This window comes from Streptococcus sp. 29887, assembly GCF_032595075.1.
Lineage (GTDB): Bacteria > Bacillota > Bacilli > Lactobacillales > Streptococcaceae > Streptococcus > Streptococcus iners.
In genome coordinates, this window is sequence record NZ_CP118735.1 from 494,046 (window position 1) to 513,028 (window position 18,983).

General features: G+C 37.1%; 15 protein-coding genes. 14 read left to right on the forward strand and 1 reads right to left on the reverse strand.

Translation table 11 applies throughout. The features are described from left to right. The first annotated feature begins 21 nt into the window (after positions 1 to 21). The 13 genes from PW252_RS02605 to PW252_RS02665 all read left to right on the forward strand — a co-directional run bounded on the left by PW252_RS02605 (position 22) and on the right by PW252_RS02665 (position 16,088). On the forward strand, positions 22 to 918 hold the full coding sequence (locus PW252_RS02605; protein WP_248050470.1) for a PTS mannose/fructose/sorbose/N-acetylgalactosamine transporter subunit IIC: 897 nt from the start codon (positions 22 to 24) through the stop codon (positions 916 to 918). Beyond that, complete coding sequence (locus tag PW252_RS02610; RefSeq protein WP_105113637.1) at positions 905 to 1,720, forward strand: PTS system mannose/fructose/sorbose family transporter subunit IID; 816 nt, start codon at positions 905 to 907, stop codon at positions 1,718 to 1,720. Before PW252_RS02605 ends, PW252_RS02610 begins: the two co-directional genes overlap by 14 nt. Positions 1,721 to 1,724: 4 nt before the next feature. Further along, positions 1,725 to 2,123: a PTS sugar transporter subunit IIA gene (locus PW252_RS02615; protein WP_248050457.1), complete on the forward strand. Its 399-nt coding sequence runs from the start codon at positions 1,725 to 1,727 to the stop codon at positions 2,121 to 2,123. Between the two features lie 196 nt (positions 2,124 to 2,319). Continuing rightward, positions 2,320 to 3,321 (forward strand): aldose epimerase family protein, encoded by a 1,002-nt coding sequence (locus tag PW252_RS02620; protein ID WP_248050456.1) that lies wholly within the window; start codon positions 2,320 to 2,322, stop codon positions 3,319 to 3,321. Positions 3,322 to 3,428: 107 nt separating this feature from the next. Beyond that, a complete protein-coding gene (locus PW252_RS02625; protein ID WP_248050455.1) occupies positions 3,429 to 3,683 on the forward strand; it encodes a DUF1912 family protein in 255 nt (84 codons plus the stop codon). A 16-nt stretch (positions 3,684 to 3,699) separates the two neighbouring features. Next, positions 3,700 to 4,086 (forward strand): helix-hairpin-helix domain-containing protein, encoded by a 387-nt coding sequence (locus tag PW252_RS02630; protein ID WP_248050454.1) that lies wholly within the window; start codon positions 3,700 to 3,702, stop codon positions 4,084 to 4,086. A gap of 83 nt (positions 4,087 to 4,169) precedes the next feature. Then, positions 4,170 to 5,198, forward strand: a complete 1,029-nt coding sequence (locus PW252_RS02635; protein WP_105124361.1) for a helix-hairpin-helix domain-containing protein — start codon at positions 4,170 to 4,172, stop codon at positions 5,196 to 5,198. Positions 5,199 to 5,444: 246 nt separating this feature from the next. Next, on the forward strand, positions 5,445 to 5,834 hold the full coding sequence (locus PW252_RS02640) for a VOC family protein (protein ID WP_248050452.1): 390 nt from the start codon (positions 5,445 to 5,447) through the stop codon (positions 5,832 to 5,834). Beyond that, positions 5,831 to 6,406 (forward strand): AAA family ATPase, encoded by a 576-nt coding sequence (locus PW252_RS02645; protein WP_248050450.1) that lies wholly within the window; start codon positions 5,831 to 5,833, stop codon positions 6,404 to 6,406. The genes PW252_RS02640 and PW252_RS02645 overlap by 4 nt, the downstream gene beginning before the upstream one ends. A 114-nt stretch (positions 6,407 to 6,520) precedes the next feature. Continuing rightward, positions 6,521 to 9,169 (forward strand): valine--tRNA ligase, encoded by a 2,649-nt coding sequence (locus PW252_RS02650; protein ID WP_248050448.1) that lies wholly within the window; start codon positions 6,521 to 6,523, stop codon positions 9,167 to 9,169. Positions 9,170 to 9,460: 291 nt separating this feature from the next. Beyond that, positions 9,461 to 12,358 carry a sigma factor-like helix-turn-helix DNA-binding protein gene (locus PW252_RS02655; protein WP_248050447.1) on the forward strand — a complete coding sequence of 966 codons (2,898 nt, stop codon included), beginning with the start codon at positions 9,461 to 9,463 and terminating at the stop codon, positions 12,356 to 12,358. Next, the gene (locus PW252_RS02660; RefSeq protein ID WP_248050446.1) at positions 12,355 to 13,536 is read left to right on the forward strand and encodes a ParB/RepB/Spo0J family partition protein; all 1,182 of its coding nucleotides are present in this window, start codon (positions 12,355 to 12,357) and stop codon (positions 13,534 to 13,536) included. The genes PW252_RS02655 and PW252_RS02660 overlap by 4 nt, the downstream gene beginning before the upstream one ends. Beyond that, positions 13,536 to 16,088, forward strand: a complete 2,553-nt coding sequence (locus PW252_RS02665) for an SNF2-related protein (protein ID WP_248050445.1) — start codon at positions 13,536 to 13,538, stop codon at positions 16,086 to 16,088. Before PW252_RS02660 ends, PW252_RS02665 begins: the two co-directional genes overlap by 1 nt. Before the next feature lie 22 nt (positions 16,089 to 16,110). Here PW252_RS02665 and dcm read toward each other — a convergent pair whose 3' ends face one another. Then, positions 16,111 to 17,376: a DNA (cytosine-5-)-methyltransferase gene (dcm, locus tag PW252_RS02670; RefSeq protein ID WP_248050444.1), complete on the reverse strand. Its 1,266-nt coding sequence runs from the start codon at positions 17,374 to 17,376 to the stop codon at positions 16,111 to 16,113. Between the two features lie 111 nt (positions 17,377 to 17,487). On the opposite strand from dcm, the gene PW252_RS02675 reads away from it, so the two are divergent. Further along, on the forward strand, positions 17,488 to 18,978 hold the full coding sequence (locus PW252_RS02675) for a Sau3AI family type II restriction endonuclease (protein WP_248050443.1): 1,491 nt from the start codon (positions 17,488 to 17,490) through the stop codon (positions 18,976 to 18,978). Positions 18,979 to 18,983: the final 5 nt, after the last annotated feature.

Sequence of the window (18,983 nt, forward strand, 5' to 3'; positions counted from 1 at the left end):
AAATTTTAAAGGAGGTTCACTATTATGCAATGGTGGCAAATATTACTTCTAACGCTCTACTCTGCTTATCAGATTTGTGATGAGTTGACAATTGTATCGTCAGCTGGTTCTCCAGTCTTCGCAGGGTTCATCTCTGGTTTGATCATGGGTGACATGGCAACTGGTTTGACCATTGGAGCATCTCTTCAATTGATGGTACTTGGTGTAGGTACTTTCGGTGGTGCATCACGTATCGACGCAACTTCTGGTGCGGTTCTTGCAACAGCTTTCTCAGTATCACAAGGTATTGACCCAGAATTGGCCGTATCTACTATCGCAGTACCTGTAGCAGCACTTCTTGTTTATACAGATATTGCAGGTCGTTTCTCTACTACATACTTCGCACACCGTGTAGATGCTGCTGTTGAAAAATTTGACTATGCAGCAATCGAACGCAACTACCTTCTTGGAGCTATTCCATGGGCAGCATCTCGTGCACTTCCTGTGTTCCTTGCCCTTGCTTTTGGTGGCGAATTCGTTAAAACAATGGTTGATGCTATTGAAACCTATAAATGGATTGCAGATGGTTTGACACTTGCGGCTCGTATGCTTCCAGGTCTTGGTTTTGCAATCTTGCTCCACTACCTTCCATTGAAACGCAACCTTCACTACTTGGCAGTTGGTTTTGCCCTTACAGCTATGTTGACTGTTCTTTACGGTAACGTTTCAGCTTTGGGTGGTGCTGTTGCTGGTATCGTTGGCACTCTTCCTGAAGATGCAGGTATCGCTTTTGTGAACAACTTTAAAGGCTTGTCAATGATCGGTATCGCTATTGTGGGTGCTTTCCTTTCAGTGCTTCACTTCAAAAATAGCCAAAAAGTAGCAGTGGTTGCTCCATCAGTTTCAGAAAGTGGGGAAATTGAAGATGACGAAATCTAATTACAAACTAACAAAAGAAGATTTTAATCAAATCAACAAACGTAGCTTGTTCACTTATCAGTTAGGTTGGAACTATGAGCGGATGCAGGGTTCTGGTTACCTCTACATGATTTTGCCACAGCTTCGTAAAATGTATGGAGATGGTACTCCTGAATTGAAGGAAATGATGAAATTGCATACTCAATTCTTCAACACTTCTCCATTCTTCCATACCATCATTACTGGTATTGACTTGGCGCTTGAAGAAAGCGACGGTGTAGCTTCTAAGGATGCGGTTAACGGTATTAAGACAGCCTTGATGGGACCATTTGCCCCAATCGGTGACTCTATCTTTGGTTCCCTTGTTCCAGCTATCATGGGTACTGTAGCAGCGACTATGGCTAAAGAAGGAACTCCAGCAGGTATCTTCCTTTGGGTAGCTGTAGCAGTAGCTTATGACATCTTCCGTTGGAAACAGTTGGAAATTGCCTATAAAGAAGGTACTAAACTCATCACAACTATGCGTGATAAGTTGACAGCTCTTGTAGATGCTGCTTCTGTAATGGGTGTCTTCATGATGGGTGCCTTGATTGCAACTATGATTAACTTTGAAGTATCTTGGGCTCCAAGTGTTGGTGAAAAAGTGATTGATGTACAAGACTTGCTCAACACGATCTTCCCTCGTTTGGTACCAGCTATCTTCACAGGCTTTGTCTTCTGGTTGCTAGGACGCAAAGGTATGACTTCTACTAAGGCTATCTTGATTATCATTGTGCTTGCAGTAACGCTTTCAGCAATCGGTAAGTTTGTCTTTGGCATGTAAGCATATGGGTAAGAGTTTAGTTTTAGTAAGTCATGGTATCTTCTGTGAAGAGTTGAAAAAATCAACTGAGATGATTATGGGTCCTCAGGAGGACATCTATACAGTAGCCCTCTTGCCAGAAGAAGGTCCAGAAGACTTCCAGAAAAAATTTGAAGAAACAGTTGCTAAATTAGATGACTTTGTTGTATTCGCTGACTTGTTGGGCGGAACACCAGCCAACGTTGTTTCCCGTAAATTGATTGACGGTGGGCAGTTTGACCTCTATGCAGGTATGAACATGCCGATGGTCATTGGTTTCTTGAACGGCGTCCTACTTGGTGAAGCAGTTGACTATGTGGAATTTGGTACAAACAACCTCGTCCACGTCAACAGCCTACTAACAAGCGATGAGGATGATGAGTGAAACAGTTCGGGGAACTGTTTCAGCTGGTCACCTTGAAATAAGAAAGTGACCAAAGAAAGCCCGATTCTAGAAATGGGTTTGGCAGAATTGCTCTCATTCCAGTTTTCTGACTAGTCATCTATATGATGAGGCTTTAAGTATCCTGAGGGGAAGCAAGTTGATTGCCTCCCCTCATTTGATGTTGTGAGGAAAAGCAATGATTGACGTAAAAGATTTTGGTGAAAAAGCGAAGCTCTATTGCTTAAAAAATAAAAATGGTATGCAGGTTAGTCTGACAGATTTTGGTGCCAGAGTGGTAGAAGTGCTCTTACCAGTAGATGAAAATGGTGGCTTACGGAATGTCAGTTTGGCTGCTGAGTCGGATGATGATTACCGTAAGACAGACTTGTACCCTGGTTCAACTATTGTCCCAGTAGCGGGGCGTATTTCAGGTGCTCAGGCTGAGATAAAGGGAACCAGTTATCAGTTCACAGAAAATGAACCTAGCAGAACCTTGCATGGTGGGATTGATACGGCAAATGAACAGTACTGGGATGTTGCTCTTGACCATGAAAAAAATCAAGTTAACTTTGGGATTGTCCTAAAAGATGGTTTCAATGGTTTTCCAGGAGATGTGAGGGTTGAGGCTATTTATGGTCTAACAGACCAGAACGAGTTGACGGTGGATTATCGAGCGGTGTCTAGCAAAGATACGATTTTCAATCCGACCAATCACATCTATTTCAACTTAACTGGGGATTTTCAGCAGTCAGTAGCAGACCATGAAATTCGGATTGAGGCAAATCGCTATGCTCCGCTTGGTGAGGATAATCTGCCAACAGGTGTCTTAGAGGATGTAACGGGAACACCGTTTGACTTTAGGGAGAGAGCAAGATTTGCTCAGGGCTTTGACAGCCAGTACCCTCAGAATATCCTTGTGAAAGGTTATGACCATCCATGGCTTTTGGAGCAGGTAGAGGTTCCGGTTGAAGTTGTCAGCCCAGATGGGAAAATAAGTCTGCGCGTGCGAACCAATCAGCCATCAGTGGTCATCTACACCTACAATTATCCTGTTGAAGCTTTGGCTGCCTACCATGGTGCCTTTAGCTTGGAATGCCAGGCTCTGCCAAATGCTTGCAACCTAGATGGCTTTGGCTCTATTTTGCTGGAAAAAGATGAGGAATTCTTGTCTGAAACAGTTTATCAATTTACTTGGTAAGAAGGAGAGGCTCTACCTGCTAGACAGATAGGGCTTCTTGTCTTTTTTGGAAAATGTGGTATAATAAATCGGTGTGTTTCGATTGAAGCAGACGAAAGAGGAAAATAATGACAAAAGAACAAGAATTTTTAAAGGAATTTGAAGCTTGGGTCAACACTCAGGTCATGGTAAACGAGATGGCGGTAGAAGAAAGCCGTCGTGTATTGGAAGAGGATAGGGATGCGCGTGCTGCGGATGCTTACATCCGTTACGAAAGTAAGTTAGACGCTTATCGCTTTATCCAGGGGAAATTTGCCAACTATCATGCTGGCAAGGGCTTTCATGATTTACCAGATGGCTTGTTTGGCCAGAGACATTATTAAAGAGAGGAAAGAAATCTTGGCAAAGAAAAAAGTAAATCGTAAGAAACAATTGAAAAAATACATAGCAGACTTAAGACGTGCAGGTCATCTGACTACGAATGTAGCGCGTGAGGTAGTTGCACCTGTCGCTGAAAAGGTAGAAACGGTAGTGGAGAAGGCTCTTGAACAAGTGAAAGAAGTTGCAGCAGAGGTGCCTTCTTCAGCGCCTTCTTTGGAAGACTTTTTGTCACTTCCTGGTTTGGAAGGCATTGCAGCAGCACGTTTGGAAACCTTCTACCAAGCAGGTATTCAATCTGTGGCTGATTTTGCAAGCCACACAGAAAAAGAGCTCTTGGCTCTTAAAGGTATCGGTCCTGCAACCATCAAGCAGTTGAAAGAAAAAGGGATTGAGTTGAGCGCTTAATATAACAGAAACCAACGGAAATGAGTTGGTTTTTTCTTTTTCTCTTGCTATAATAGAATTAGAATATTCAAGGAGAAAATCTAATGGCAAAGAAGAAAAATCGGAAGAAAGTTGTTTCTATTCATTCGAAGAAAAAACTTACTGGACAAGAAATGAATGGTTTATCAACAGATCAACTCTTTTGGGAGGTTGTTTACAGGAAGTATCCACATGAAATCAAGAGTGGTCTTAGAGAGATTTTGAAGTTGAATCCAGAGCATCTAGGTGCTCGATTTGAATTGTACAAGTTTGAATACCCTGAATGGGGATATGAAAATCTCGAAGATATCAATTTATTTGCGGCAGAGGCTATTGAATTGTGGCTCGAGGAAGGTTGCCCAGCCTGGAATAAGGAAGAACCAAGTTACAGTTTAGGAATCGTTTTAAATATCTTATATTTTTATTTTGAAAAAGGTCTGTACGGATTAGCCAATGATTTGTGCGATATTATTATAAGTCATCCCCAAGAAGCCTATCATCGCGACTTTATTTTTATATTATTGAGCGTTAAAAATCAGGTTTTTGACTTTGAATATCTACAGAACCAGTTTGAAAATGAATTAAAGAATGCAACAGTTCAAGATGCGACCGCTATACATTTTTTAATAGCTTCTATGGTTAGGGGCGAATTTGCTGTGGCTAAGTCAGTCTTGCGACTAATTCTTGAACGCTATCCTGAATATTCATGGATCTTTCAAATTGGTCATTGGCCGACGGTGGCTTTTGAAGAAAATGGTCTATTTGTTATTAGTGAATCAGATACCATGTTTAACTCGCTGGTATTTATGCAGGATTTCCTGGACCGTAGACGGGATTTGGTTAAAAGAGTCAATCAAATGACCAGGGAAATTGAGGAAAATCGTGAGGGAACGATTCAACATTTCTATAAGTTCTACCAACTGCCAGAGCTTGTGCATTTGCAGGAAAAACGAGTTCGAATTTTTTACGAAAATGGTATTCATAAGTTAGAAGATTTTAAAAAATGGACTGAAAAAGAATTACTAGCTTTAGATGGCATTGGAAAAACTAGTGTCGAACACTTAAAAGCTCAAGGAATTCAATTCAAATCTTAGACTTATTTTTCTTGCTTACAGTTCATAATTCTGTTACAATAAAGCTATTCAGAGGTGTTTTGAGCCCCATTTGTCACAGGAAGCGGTGGTACTGAGAAATCCGCACAAATGTCAAAACTGGTTGCTGATGATGTGAATCGAATAAGCAAAGTGCAGATAATGTATCTGAACAAGGGTGGTACCGCGGAATAACTTCGTCCCTGTCTAGCAAGTCTAGGCAGGGATTTTCATTTGGAAAGGAGAAATATGCTACATCATGTTGAAATTTACGTTTCTGACTTGGAAACTTCGCGTGCATTTTACGACTTTCTCCTGACCAAGCTGGGCTACTCGCTCTATCAGGAGTGGGAGGAAGGGCTATCTTATAAAAAAGCAGAGCAGTACCTGGTCTTTGTCCAAACGCCAAAGGATTTCCTAGAGGCAGGCTATCACCGTTGCCGTACGGGGCTCAATCATCTAGCTTTTCATGCAGGAACACCTGATGATGTTGACCAATGGCGGAAGGAATTTTTGACCAGACGAGTCAAATTTCTCTACGACGACCGCTATCCCCATGCAGGAGGACCAGACCACTACGCCCTCTATTTGGAAGATCCAGATGGGATAAAGATTGAGTTGGTTGGGGAGGGAGTATGAATCTAATTATTATTGGAGCACAAGCTTCTGGCAAGATGACCGTTGGGCAGGAAGTTGCGAAATTGACAGGGATGACCCTTTTTCATAATCACGATTCGATTGATTTTAGCCTACGTTTTATTCCTGAATTTTCTGAGGATATGTTTGACCTCAATACACGTATTACATTTGCTGTTTATGATGTGTTTGCTAGGTCAGGCCGCCAACTAATCGGAACTGCCTTGATTAATTTTAAAAATCTCATAGATGTTCAATTCCTTACAACTGTTCAGACGATTTTTCATCATCATGGTCAGGAAATTTTATTTGTTGAGTTGGAAACTGCTTTGGAAGAACGTCTGCGGCGTAATCGGACAGAAAATCGACTGACCCATAAACCTTTGAAACGACACATTGAAGTTTCAGAGGCTGAGATTCTTTCTACAGCTGATACATGTCGATATACCTCATTAGGCATTCCAGAGGGCATTCAGCATTATCTCAAAATTAATAATACTCATCTTTCTGCCAATGACGTAGCTCAACTGATTCTCCAAAAAATGGAGGAACTTGAGCAAGAACAAACGAAATAGCCAGCCCCAAGGACTGACTATTTCTAGGAGATTATATGAAAAAGAATTGGGCTATTTCTAGCTTGAGGATAGTATAAACCAATTTTCTTAAAGAATACTAAAGGAGAAAAAATAATGTCAAAAGAATTATCACCAAAATACAATCCAGCCGAGGTTGAGGCTGGTCGTTACCAAACTTGGTTGGACCAAGATGTCTTTAAGCCGTCAGGCGATGCGGAGGCCAAGCCGTATTCTATCGTCATTCCGCCGCCAAACGTAACTGGTAAGTTACACTTGGGACACGCTTGGGATACAACCCTTCAAGATATTATCATCCGTCAAAAGCGTATGCAGGGCTTTGACACCCTCTGGCTTCCAGGTATGGACCATGCGGGGATTGCGACTCAGGCTAAGGTGGAGGAACGCTTGCGGGAGCAAGGCGTGACCCGTTATGACTTGGGGCGTGAAAAATTCCTCGAAAAAGTCTGGGAATGGAAGGATGAGTACGCAGCGACCATTCGTGAGCAATGGGGTAAGTTGGGTCTGTCTTTGGACTACCAACGTGACCGCTTTACGCTGGACGAAGGCTTGTCAAAAGCTGTTCGCAAGGTCTTTGTAGAACTCTACAAAAAAGGCTGGATTTACCGTGGCGAATTTATCATCAACTGGGATCCAGCGGCTCGCACAGCCCTTTCAGATATCGAAGTCATTCATAAGGATGTCGAAGGTGCCTTCTACCACATGAATTACATGTTGGAAGATGGTTCACGTGCCCTTCAAGTTGCGACCACTCGTCCTGAAACCATGTTCGGTGATGTTGCGGTGGCGGTTAACCCAGAAGACCCGCGTTACAAGGACTTGATTGGCAAAAATGTTATCCTGCCAATCGTGAATAAACCTATCCCAATCGTTGCGGATGAGCACGCAGATCCAGAATTTGGTACAGGGGTTGTGAAAATCACTCCTGCCCACGATCCAAATGACTTCCTTGTCGGTCAACGCCACAATCTGCCACAAGTCAATGTTATGAACGACGACGGTACCATGAACGAGTTGGCAGGTGAATTTGCAGGTATGGACCGTTTTGAAGCTCGTAAGGCAACGGTTGCTAAGTTGCAAGAACTAGGTGCCCTTGTGGAAATCGAAAACCGTGTGCATTCTGTTGGACACTCTGAGCGTACAGGTGTTGTAGTCGAGCCACGCTTGTCAACCCAGTGGTTTGTTAAGATGGACCAATTGGCTAAGAATGCCATTGCCAACCAAGACACAGCAGACAAGGTAGAATTTTACCCACCACGTTTCAACGATACCTTCCTACAATGGATGGAAAATGTACACGACTGGGTTATCTCGCGTCAGCTTTGGTGGGGTCATCAGATTCCAGCATGGTATAACGAATCTGGCGAAATGTACGTCGGAGAAGAGGCTCCAGCAGGTGACGGTTGGGTACAGGATGAGGATGTCCTAGATACCTGGTTCAGCTCTGCCCTTTGGCCATTTTCAACAATGGGCTGGCCTGACGAAAATGCGGCGGACTTCCAGCGTTACTTCCCAACTTCAACCTTGGTAACAGGCTACGACATCATCTTCTTCTGGGTGTCACGCATGATTTTCCAATCGCTTGAGTTTACAGGTCGTCAGCCATTCAAGAACGTGCTGATCCACGGTTTGATCCGTGACGAAGAAGGTCGCAAGATGTCCAAGTCGCTCGGAAACGGGATTGACCCAATGGATGTTATCGAGAAATACGGTGCAGACGCTTTGCGTTGGTTCTTGTCAAACGGCTCTGCCCCTGGTCAAGATGTCCGCTTCTCTTATGAGAAGATGGATGCGTCTTGGAACTTCATTAACAAGATTTGGAACATTTCCCGCTATATCCTCATGAACAATGAAGGCTTGACCTTGGATGCGGCGCGTGAGAATGTCGCAAAAGTCGCAGCTGGTCAGGCTGGCAACGTGACGGACCGCTGGATTCTCCACAACCTCAACGAAACCATTTCCAAGGTCACTGAAAACTTCGACAAGTTCGAGTTCGGTGTGGCTGGTCACATCCTCTACAACTTCATCTGGGAAGAGTTCGCCAACTGGTATGTGGAGCTGACCAAGGAAGTGCTTTACAGCGACAACGAGGCTGAGAAAGTCATGACCCGCTCTGTCCTCCTCTACACGCTGGACCAAATCCTTCGCCTCCTCCACCCTATCATGCCGTTTGTGACGGAAGAGATCTTTGCCCAGTATGCAGAGGGATCTATCGTGGTGGCAACTTACCCTGTTGTCAACCCAGCCTTTGACAATTCGGAAGCTCATAAGGGTGTGGAAAGCCTCAAGGACTTGATCCGTTCGGTGCGAAATAGCAGAGCAGAAGTGAATGTTGCTCCATCTAAGCCGATTACTATCTTGATTAAGACAGCGGATTCTGATCTTGAAACCTTCTTCAAGGCAAATGAAAACTACATCCGACGCTTTACAAATCCAGAGCAGTTGGAAATCAGCTCAAGTATCGTTGCACCAGAATTAGCCATGTCAGCTGTTATCACCGGTGCTGAAATCTTCTTGCCACTCGCCGACCTCCTCAACGTCGAAGAAGAGTTGGCTCGTCTAGACAAAGAGCTTGCCAAATGGCAAAAAGAACTAGACATGGTCGGCAAAAAACTCAGCAACGAGCGCTTCATCGCCAACGCCAAACCAGAAGTCGTTGAAAAAGAAAAAGAAAAACAAGCCGACTACCAAGCAAAATACGATGCGACAGTAGGACGGATTGAAGAGATGAAAAAACTGGTCTAGTGGTCTAAAACCACTTGATACTTCGTCAACTCACCTTGCCGTACTCAAGTACTGTCTGCGGTGTCGTTTCCTAGTCTCAAGCTGATTTTAGCCATACTAGATTAAACAAATGCCCAGCCTAAAAAGGCTGGGTTTTGTGGTATAATGGTATTTGATAACAATTGGGATTTTATAGCTGAAAATTAAAATATATCGAATTGATGATTGAAATAGTTATTTTATGTTTTTCTTATTTAATGGAAAATAATATACGGATGTAATCAGAATAATGAAATTTTTAAGGGTGAAAAGATGACTTTAACTTTATTTTTTTTAAGAAAATTTGGTCTAACGAAATATTTGGCACAGTCATATTCAGAATTGGGTATAGAATTATTGGATTTTTTTGTGAAATATGAGAAATTTAATAAAAATTTGACCAGAGGAAAGTACAATAAAATTTGTAGAATGATTTATCAAAATTTTGTTGAAATCATGAATAGTAATATTTTTGATGAGATTTTCTTGCTTGAATCTGTTGGGGCTAACATTGAAGGGGGTAAATTGTATTGTAAAACGGATTCAATAGAAAAATTTACTGAGTTTTTGGTCCATAAATGCTCAGATGAAAATAAGAGTACAGCAGCCATGCAAAAAGCAAAAGACTATCTTGAATTATATCAACAACAAGCTTTCGAAGAAACTGTTAGAAATGAAATGAGCAGATGGAATTTATTTCGTAAATTTATATCAAAAATGACTATAGAAATGAACGACCAGCTAATCATAGAAAATAAAAAAATAGTTAAGCAATTGGTAGAATCAGGATTAGTTACTAAGGTTGATGGAGAATTTGTATTAAATTTAGAATGTCTGAATTTTTTAGATAAATTTGATAAGTATTTTAAAATTAATTACGATAATTATTCATTCGATGTGCAAAATTTTATAAAATCTCAGAAGGAAATAGAAACAGATAATGAAGAAATCTCTATTAAAAATTTTCTTGAGTCTGATTTTAAAAATAAAGAGCTTCTTCTTTTAAGATTAGAGGGAAACAAGTATTCTACAATCGCAAAAATAACTGATACCAAAGAGGCAGTTGTTCGATATCGAATAAAATCAACTGTTCAAAACAAAATGCCGGTTATAAAAGAAATCGAAAAGTATAAGTCGGTTTATCAGGATTTGAATATTTCAAAAGAGGTGTTTACATCGATTATTAACTCTGATGGAAGAGTGTATGAACTATTAAGATTACTTTATAAAAAGGGGAAAACAGATGTCAATCCAACTAATCTTTTAAAATATGATAATATGCTTTCCGAGAGTACTTCTAGTGAAGATGTAAAGCTGATAGATAATGAAGAGGTTTTTGAAACATCAACAATACAAAAAAATGGATTTTTATTGGAATCAGCAGTAAGTTTGGATTCCTTCTTAGAATCAGAGTTTAAACATAAAGATATTTTGTTATCACGCTTGAATGGTAATACCTTACAACAGATAGGAAATCAATTTGGGTTAACTAGAGAAAGAATACGTCAGATATTAAAAAAAATTCAAAAAAGTATGCCTCCAATCATTGAAGTTAACCAATTTGGTCAATTATTTTCAGAATTTGATATTTCAAGAGAAGTATTTAAAAAAGTTTTTGCTGCAGACGATAGAATTTATGAGTTTCTGAATATTAGTCTAAAAAAAGGGAAAAAATCAATAAGTACTGAAATATTAAACGGAGATTATTCAGATGAAATTAAAGAATATATCCTATCATTATCGAATTATATGATTATTGATGGGGAAATCAAAAAACAATCCAGAGAAAACATCATAATTAACGTACTTAAAAAATATTGTGACTTGCAAAAGTATTTTAAAGGTGATGAATTGATGTATTTATTCTCTGAGGAAAATAAAAAAACTAGCTTACAATTTAAGAGTATTAAATCGTTAGAGAGTCAGTTAGAACGTTATAACCATGTTATTTTTTCAATGGGGAATGGGTATCGCTATCATAAATTCTTAGTTAATGATGAAATAAGTAATTATCTACATAGTATATTTTCTTATTTAGATGATGGAGCTTATAACATGGATTATGTTTACAAGCGTCATATTGACTTTTTTGAAAGTATAGATATTCTAGATGGTTCAGAATTGCATAACTTTATTAAAAAATACAATGTACAAAATCTTGGGATTCAATTGAATAGAAATCCAGAATTTGTAAAGGGGGCCTTAAGTAAAAAAGAATATGTTTTTTCTTATTTAAAATTATTTAATAATCAGAAGACGGATCAGTTTTTAAACTTTATGAATAAAAAATTTGGATTACACAAGGGGTCTTTAGGAGCTTACATTTCAGTTGAATTTGGTGGATATTTAAGTACTTCAACGATATTTATAACAGAATCTAACATAATCGGGTTTACTGAATCATTAAAGCAGTACTTTACGGAAGAATTTTATTCGTTGTCAGTATTTGAGAAAATTGCAAAAGAACATGGAATTTTTCCTTTGAGCCCTGAAAAAATATTTGCCTTAGGATTTTTTCAACGTGGTTCAATAATCATTAAAAATAGTTATAGAGGTGCAATTGAAGCCTTATCTACCTATATACTATCACATAAAATTTTTAAGCAAGAGGATAATGAAATTGTCAAATCAAGCGAATACTATAATACAATAAGAATGTTAGAAACTGAATATAAAATTTTAAAAATTACTAGTGATTCATTTATAAATGTTAAATATTTAGAAAATAGAGGATTTGATTCGAATCGATTAAGAGAATTTGTAACTAAAGTTGAAAATTTCGTTGATGAAAATGCTTATTTTTCGGTAATATCAATATTAACAGATGGGCTACAAACAGATTTATTTGACGATGGTTTTAGTAAAATTTCTTTGGATAGATTAATTAGTACATCAGATAAATTTAAAGCAGTAAGTGTAGGATTTCCAAACATCTATTGCAAATCAGGTATTAAAAAGAATTTGAATGATTTTTTAGTCGACTTATTATTAGATATAAAATTTGTAAATGTTGAGGATTTTACAATGGATATTAATAATAGATATGGTATAAAGTTAGAGGAATATGATGTAAGAAGAAGACTGATCCAACAAGGTATTCATTATTCTGAGGATTTAAACAAGGTATATGTTTATAAAGAAGATTTTTTAAAGGAGGTATATGGAAAATGAATTTATTTTCGCTTCAATTGGGGGACCCAATTTCTACTAAGAAGTTATCAATTCAAGGAGAGAGAAGAATCTTTGATGTTTATCGAGTACCTATAGACTACTTGGTATATAATAAAAAGAATGGTCGTATTGCTACCTATGTTTCAAAATATATAGATGATGGGAATATATTTCCAGAGAGTACCGTAGAATTCAACAATATTATCGAAGGCTACATTGAACAAAGCAATCCGGAGGCATTGAAAAGAACGAAAGCTAATATCAAAATTATGTCTCAAACCGAACCAGCAGTTGTTTTGTCCAATGGAATTGTACTGGATGGGAATAGACGCTTCACTTCAATGAGGCAACTGTCAAGAGATGGTGCCGGGGCAGAGTTTAATTACCTGGAAGCAATCATATTAGATAAGGAGAAATATACCGAGAAAGATATTAAGCGTTTAGAATTGAATCTTCAGCATGCTGTAGAGTCTCGGGTTGATTATAATCCTATTGATCGCTTAGTTGATATCTATAGAGATTTAATAGAAAATGGTGGTACTTTTTCGGTTGAAGAGTATCATAGAGAAACGCAACTTTCTGTTTCTGAGATTCGAAAAGAAATTGAGATTGCTAAGTTATTAATTGAATATCTAGAATTTATTAATCAACCAAAACGATTTTATTTAGCTAGAGATCAAAAGGTAGACGGCCCCTTGCGTGAAATCTATAAAATACTAACTAGTAAAAAAATTGATGATTATGATAAAGATGATATTAAAGAATACCTATTTACAAATATATTGACTCTAGATGGTGATGTAACACGTCGAATTCGAGAATTGAAAATGGTTTTTGAAGATAGGAAACTTTGTGAAAAGCTATTGGAAGAAGTGGAAGAGGCTCAAATTTTAGATGATACAACTGATTATTTTTATGCTGAAAGTGGATCCGATGAAAAAATTGAATTAGATAAAGAAATATCAGAAAAAGTATCAAAACTTACAGAGTCATTCGTAGAAAAAAAGAAACTTCAAAATGCGAAGAATAAACCATTAGATATTCTCAATAGAGGTTATACAGTTATTAACGAAATTGATAGAGATGCATTATCTAGATTAGACGAATCTTCTATAAATGACTTTAGAAGAGTTTTAGAAAATGTCAAATTATTAGTTCAAGAATTGAGTGATTATTAATGTTATCGAGTATTTCATTTAAACAAATATATTCAACAAAAAATGATGATATACCAAAATCATTTTATAACATAGCTTTAAGTGAGGCAGTAGAATATAATAGAGTTAGTGGGTATTTTAGCGGAGCGTCCTTATCATACTTCGCAGCGGGCTTAGAGTCATTATACAAAAATAAGGGCAAGTTTCGGTTAATTGTATCACATGAATTATCGGAAACTGATTATAATGATATTGTTTCTGGATATGTAAATAGAAAGAGACTTGAGCAAGAATTAATTGCCAAAATAGACTTGAAAACTCTGAATTTAAATCAACAGAAAAATTTGGCAAATTTAGGTTTTTTAATTGAAATCGGATTAGTAGATATAAAAATAGGGTTTACGACATCTGGGTTGTTTCATGCAAAATACGGAATTTTTAAAGATCAGATTGGGAATATTGTTTATTTTTCTGGTTCTTTGAATGAAACTGAGGCAGCTTTCATTAAAAACTATGAAGAAATTACTGTTTTAGAAAGTTGGAAAAATAATTCAACAATTTTGCAAATGAAATTAGAAGAATTTGAGCTATTGTGGAATAATGACTCAAGTGATGGGATGATATTTGTAAAATCCATCGATGAGATTGTAAAATCTCAGTTAATCTCATATAGTAATGGTAGTTTTTTAGTGGATAAAGCGATGTTAAGAAAAAATGCAATAGTAATATATTATGATGATGGACTAAAAATTCAAAATAATCTTCTGGATAAAAAAATCGATTCAAGACAGAGATCGTTAAAAAAGTTAATCAAAAAGGGACTCTTAAACACTGAAATCACTGATTTTAGATCGAATCTTAATTCTAATGAAGTGGAAGAAATTATTGCTTGCTTCAATAGGTATGGACAAAGAACAAAAACAGAAATTGTAGTATCTAATTCAGTTGAAACATTCATTAGTTTGCATAAATTTGAAATTTCAGAGATAGCTAACAGAGGGTTATTAATAAAGAAAAAAGATAGAGCTTTTGAAGAAGAATTTAATCAGTTTGCAAAAATTGTACAGGCTGAAATTAGTCGCCCTCTTTTTGATTTACAATTGTGGGTAAGTTTTTTTCATACATTTATGAAGCGTTCTGCGAACTTTTCAGTTCCTGGAGCAGGAAAAACATCTATGGTTTATGGGGCATATGCCTATTTATCAAGTTCTCAGATTAATAAAATTAATAAATTAGTAGTTATTGGACCTAAAAATTCTTTCTTATCCTGGAAAGAAGAGTTTAAAAAAGTATTTGATCAAAAACGGACTTTAACTGTATTTGATATCCATTCACCAGATTTTTCTTCGGCAATGTTTTATAAAAATACGGGCAAGTTTAATTTGTTTTTGATAAACTATGAGTCGCTTCCAACCTATGAGAAAGAGTTGAGCGAAATCATTGATGAAAAAACATTGCTTGTGTTTGATGAAGTTCACAAGATAAAGAGGATTGATTCGATTCGATCACAGATTGCGATTGCACTTTGTCAAAACGTAATTTATCGCATTGTTCTGACAGGTACGCCTATTCCAAATAGTTATCAAGATATTTGGAATTTTCTTCAAATACTGTACTCTAATGAATATAATTCTTTTTTTGGATACACAAAACAACAGTTGAATTATCTTGAGAAGACTGAAATTGAGGAACTAAATCATAAGTTGGCTCCTTTCTTTTGGAGAGTTACCAAAAAACAGTTAAATGTTCCAGTTGAAAATGAGGATCAATTACTTAGAGTGAATGCAACTGATGCAGAACAAGATGTTATCAATTTATTATGGAGAAAATTCAGTCATAATCCATTTAAATTGTATATTCGATTGATTCAGCTATCTTCAAATCCAGAATTATTAAAAAAAAGTATTACAAGTGAGATGTACGGGGAGTATGATGACATAAGTGATATTGGATTAGAAATCATCGACGATACCCCTCGTTACTCTAAAGAAGAGCTTTTATTGTTGGATTCCATCGGCGCCAGCACGAAATTTAATGAGTGTATTAAGCTTTCGAAACAATTGTATTTACAAAATAGAAAACACATTATCTGGTGTATTTTTATAGATTCTATTGAGAGATTGCGGGATGCTTTAATAAAACTAGGTATGAGAGTTGCGACAATTTATGGAGCCATTAATGCAGAAGAAAGGGAAAAGATAATTTTAGACTATCAACATCAGGAATATGATGTGTTAATAACAAATCCTCATACGCTTGCTGAGTCAGTCTCTTTACATATGGTAGCTCATGATGCTATCTATTTTGAATACTCTTTTAATCTAACACATATGCTCCAGTCGAGAGACCGCATACACAGGCTTGGTCTACCAAAAAACCAAGAAACCAACTATTTCTATTTGATGTTGGATGGACAAGAGGGGATGCGTTCTACAATTGATAAAAAGATATACAATAGGTTGAATGATAAAAAGGAAGTAATGGTTAGTGCAATTGAATCTGAATGCATTAGTCCAGAATTTACTATTGATGAGCGAAATGAAATTCTTGAAATGATGAGGGAAGAAATTTGATTACAAAAACACTCAACTAATTTTAGTCGAGTGTTTTTATATATTCCCCAATTTTTCGTACAATTTCAGTTACGAGGGCATTTCCCATAAAGAACATACGCATTTTATCAGATACTTCTACAATGGAGCCATCTGCTAATTTTTTCTGCTTTGTCCAATCATCTGGGAAGTCTTGTAATCTCTCAGCTTCTACAGGAGTAATCAGACGATGTCGATTGTTCACTTTGATAAAGTGAGTGGAGCGATTAACTGTCCCCTCGGAAGTCAACATAGTTCGTCCAGGTAGATTTAGGTCATCGGTTGGTGACATTCCACCTTCGGAATAAGTATAGGTATGACCGTCTGCCGAAGTTCGCTCAATTTTTTTAGGACCTCGTAGATATTGGAATTTTTCTAGTTTAGCGGGGTCTGTCAAAAAGTATTTTTCAGGTACATCTTTTTCATCTTGTAAGATTTCTCCAAGAGTGATTGGTTGACCTTTATAGTCACACTGAGTATCGACGGAATAGTATTTGCCGTGTCTCATTACCCCTGTATTCCAAACTGTACCTGTGAAATTGTCTGATACTTCAACAATATCATTCGCCAATTCGTAGTAGACTTGGCGATTTTTTATTGGTGTTGATTTAATTGGGAACTGAGTGGCAAATAATCCTGAATGGAACAGGTAGTCATCGTAGCGATTTTCGTTAAATACAGATTCAGTATTTTCAAATTGTTTGTCAAGTCTTTTTGCAAAAGTCGTGTCATTTCGATAAACAAAGAAGAAGACACGACGGCGACGTTGACTACGTCCGTATTCAGCAGCATTGATAACCCTCCACTCAACTGAGTAGCCGAGATTGTTAAAGGCTGTCAACATGATTGCAAAGTCACGTCCTCTTTGTTTAGAAGGTGCTTTTAGAAGACGGTCAACGTTTTCTAAAATAAGATATTTAGGTTTAGTGATACGAGTAGCACGGATAATTTCCCAAAAGAGAACTCCTTTTTTTCCTTCAATTCCTTGTTCGTTCTTTTTACTGCGAGCGACAGAATAGTCTTGGCATGGAAAACCACCAACAATCATGTCTGGATCCATCTCAGCAAACTTTTCGTCAGAAATTTCCGAGATACTAATATTTATGTTTTCACTATCTGGAAAATGCAAATCGTAAACTTCAAAAGCATCCTGTGATTTTCGAGAAGGCTCCCATTGATTTGCCCATTTTGTTTGGAAGTAATCTTTGTCAGCATTTTCAAGACCGATGCGAAAACCGCCTACACCGGCAAAGAGTTCGAGAATATTCATTTTTTCTCCTCAAGTTCATTTAATACTATCTATTATAGCGTAAAAAACAATTTCGATCAAGGATTTTTATTTGATATAATAGAGCTATAAGAATTTAGCAAGGAAATTAATATGGAAAAGCAGTTATTCAATTATGATGAGACAGATATTCAAAGTATTCTTGATTATTCTCAATATTTATTAGATAGATCACTTGGAGAGATTATTGCGGAATACCAAGTTTCACCTTATAAAACTTATCAAGATTTTAAAGAGGGTACGCCTTCAGAAGTTGTTGATAAAGAAATCAGCATGAAATCTAAGGGGCAATATGGCAATTACATAGAAAAGTATTTCTATGGTTATCAGCCCAATAGTGATTCTGCCGCTGACTTTGATAAGGTTGGAGTGGAATTAAAAGTAACGCCTTTTAAAGTGAACAAGAATGGAACAATTAGTGCAAAAGAGCGATTAGTTTTAACAATATTAAACTATATGGAGGAAAATCTAGATGACTTTTACTCCACTCATCTATGGCAAAAATGTTCTAAAATACTTTTACTGTTTTACAATGGTCTCATTCCGGGGCAGACCATGTCAGATTATATCATTGAAAAAGTCTTCTTGTATGAATGGTTTGAAGAGGATATGGAGGTTATCCTTGAGGATTATAATCGCATTGTAGAAAAGATTAAGCAAGGTAAAGCCCATGAACTTTCTGAATCCGATGGAAACTACTTGTCTACCTGTACAAAAGGTGCGGGAAAAGGAAAAGATTTTCGTATTCAGCCGTTTAGTGACATTCTAGCAAAACAAAGGGCTTGGGAATTAAAGTCAAGTTATATGACTTATTTAATCAATCATAAGATATTCAATCAAGTTGATCAAGAAAGTATATTAGCAACTGCCAGAGGCGAGAAAAAATCATTTACACAGGTTATTGCAGACAAAATTTTAGCCTATAAAGGATTTTCTGAGGAAGAATTATATAGCCGATTTGAGGTGAATCCTAAAGCAAAAGGAAAAAATAGTACCTTAATTAAAAATATTTTGGGACTAACTGGTGACCTTGATAAGACACAAGAATTTCAAAAAGCCAATATGAATTTACGAGTCATTCGGGTAGATAAAAATGGCTTGCCCAAAGAAGATTCTCCTTTTAAAACTTATCAATTTGAAGAATTGGCAAGGAATGATATGTGGGAGGAATCTCATCCTTATTTGGAGATTTGCAATAAACGATTTCTATTTGTTATCTTTAGAGAAGTATCAGATAAGTTATTTGTGTTAGATGGTATAAAGTTTTGGGGATTTCCGGATAGGCTAATTCCTGAGATTCAACGAGTTTGGAATGAAACCCGAAACATTATTCGAGATGGAGTTGAACTGAAGCTAAATGGTAATAAAGTCTCGACAAACTTTCCTCAAAGTAAAGTAAATACAATTTTATTTACAAAAATTCATGCTCAAAATACCTACTACGAAATCCGACCAAATGAATTTGTAGGTAAGGGTAAATTATCAGATACTGACAAACTACCAGACGGAAGAAGAATAACGAAACACTCATTTTGGATTCCTAAAAAATTTTTGAAAGAAGTTTTATTAGGTGAGTGGGATTAATAATT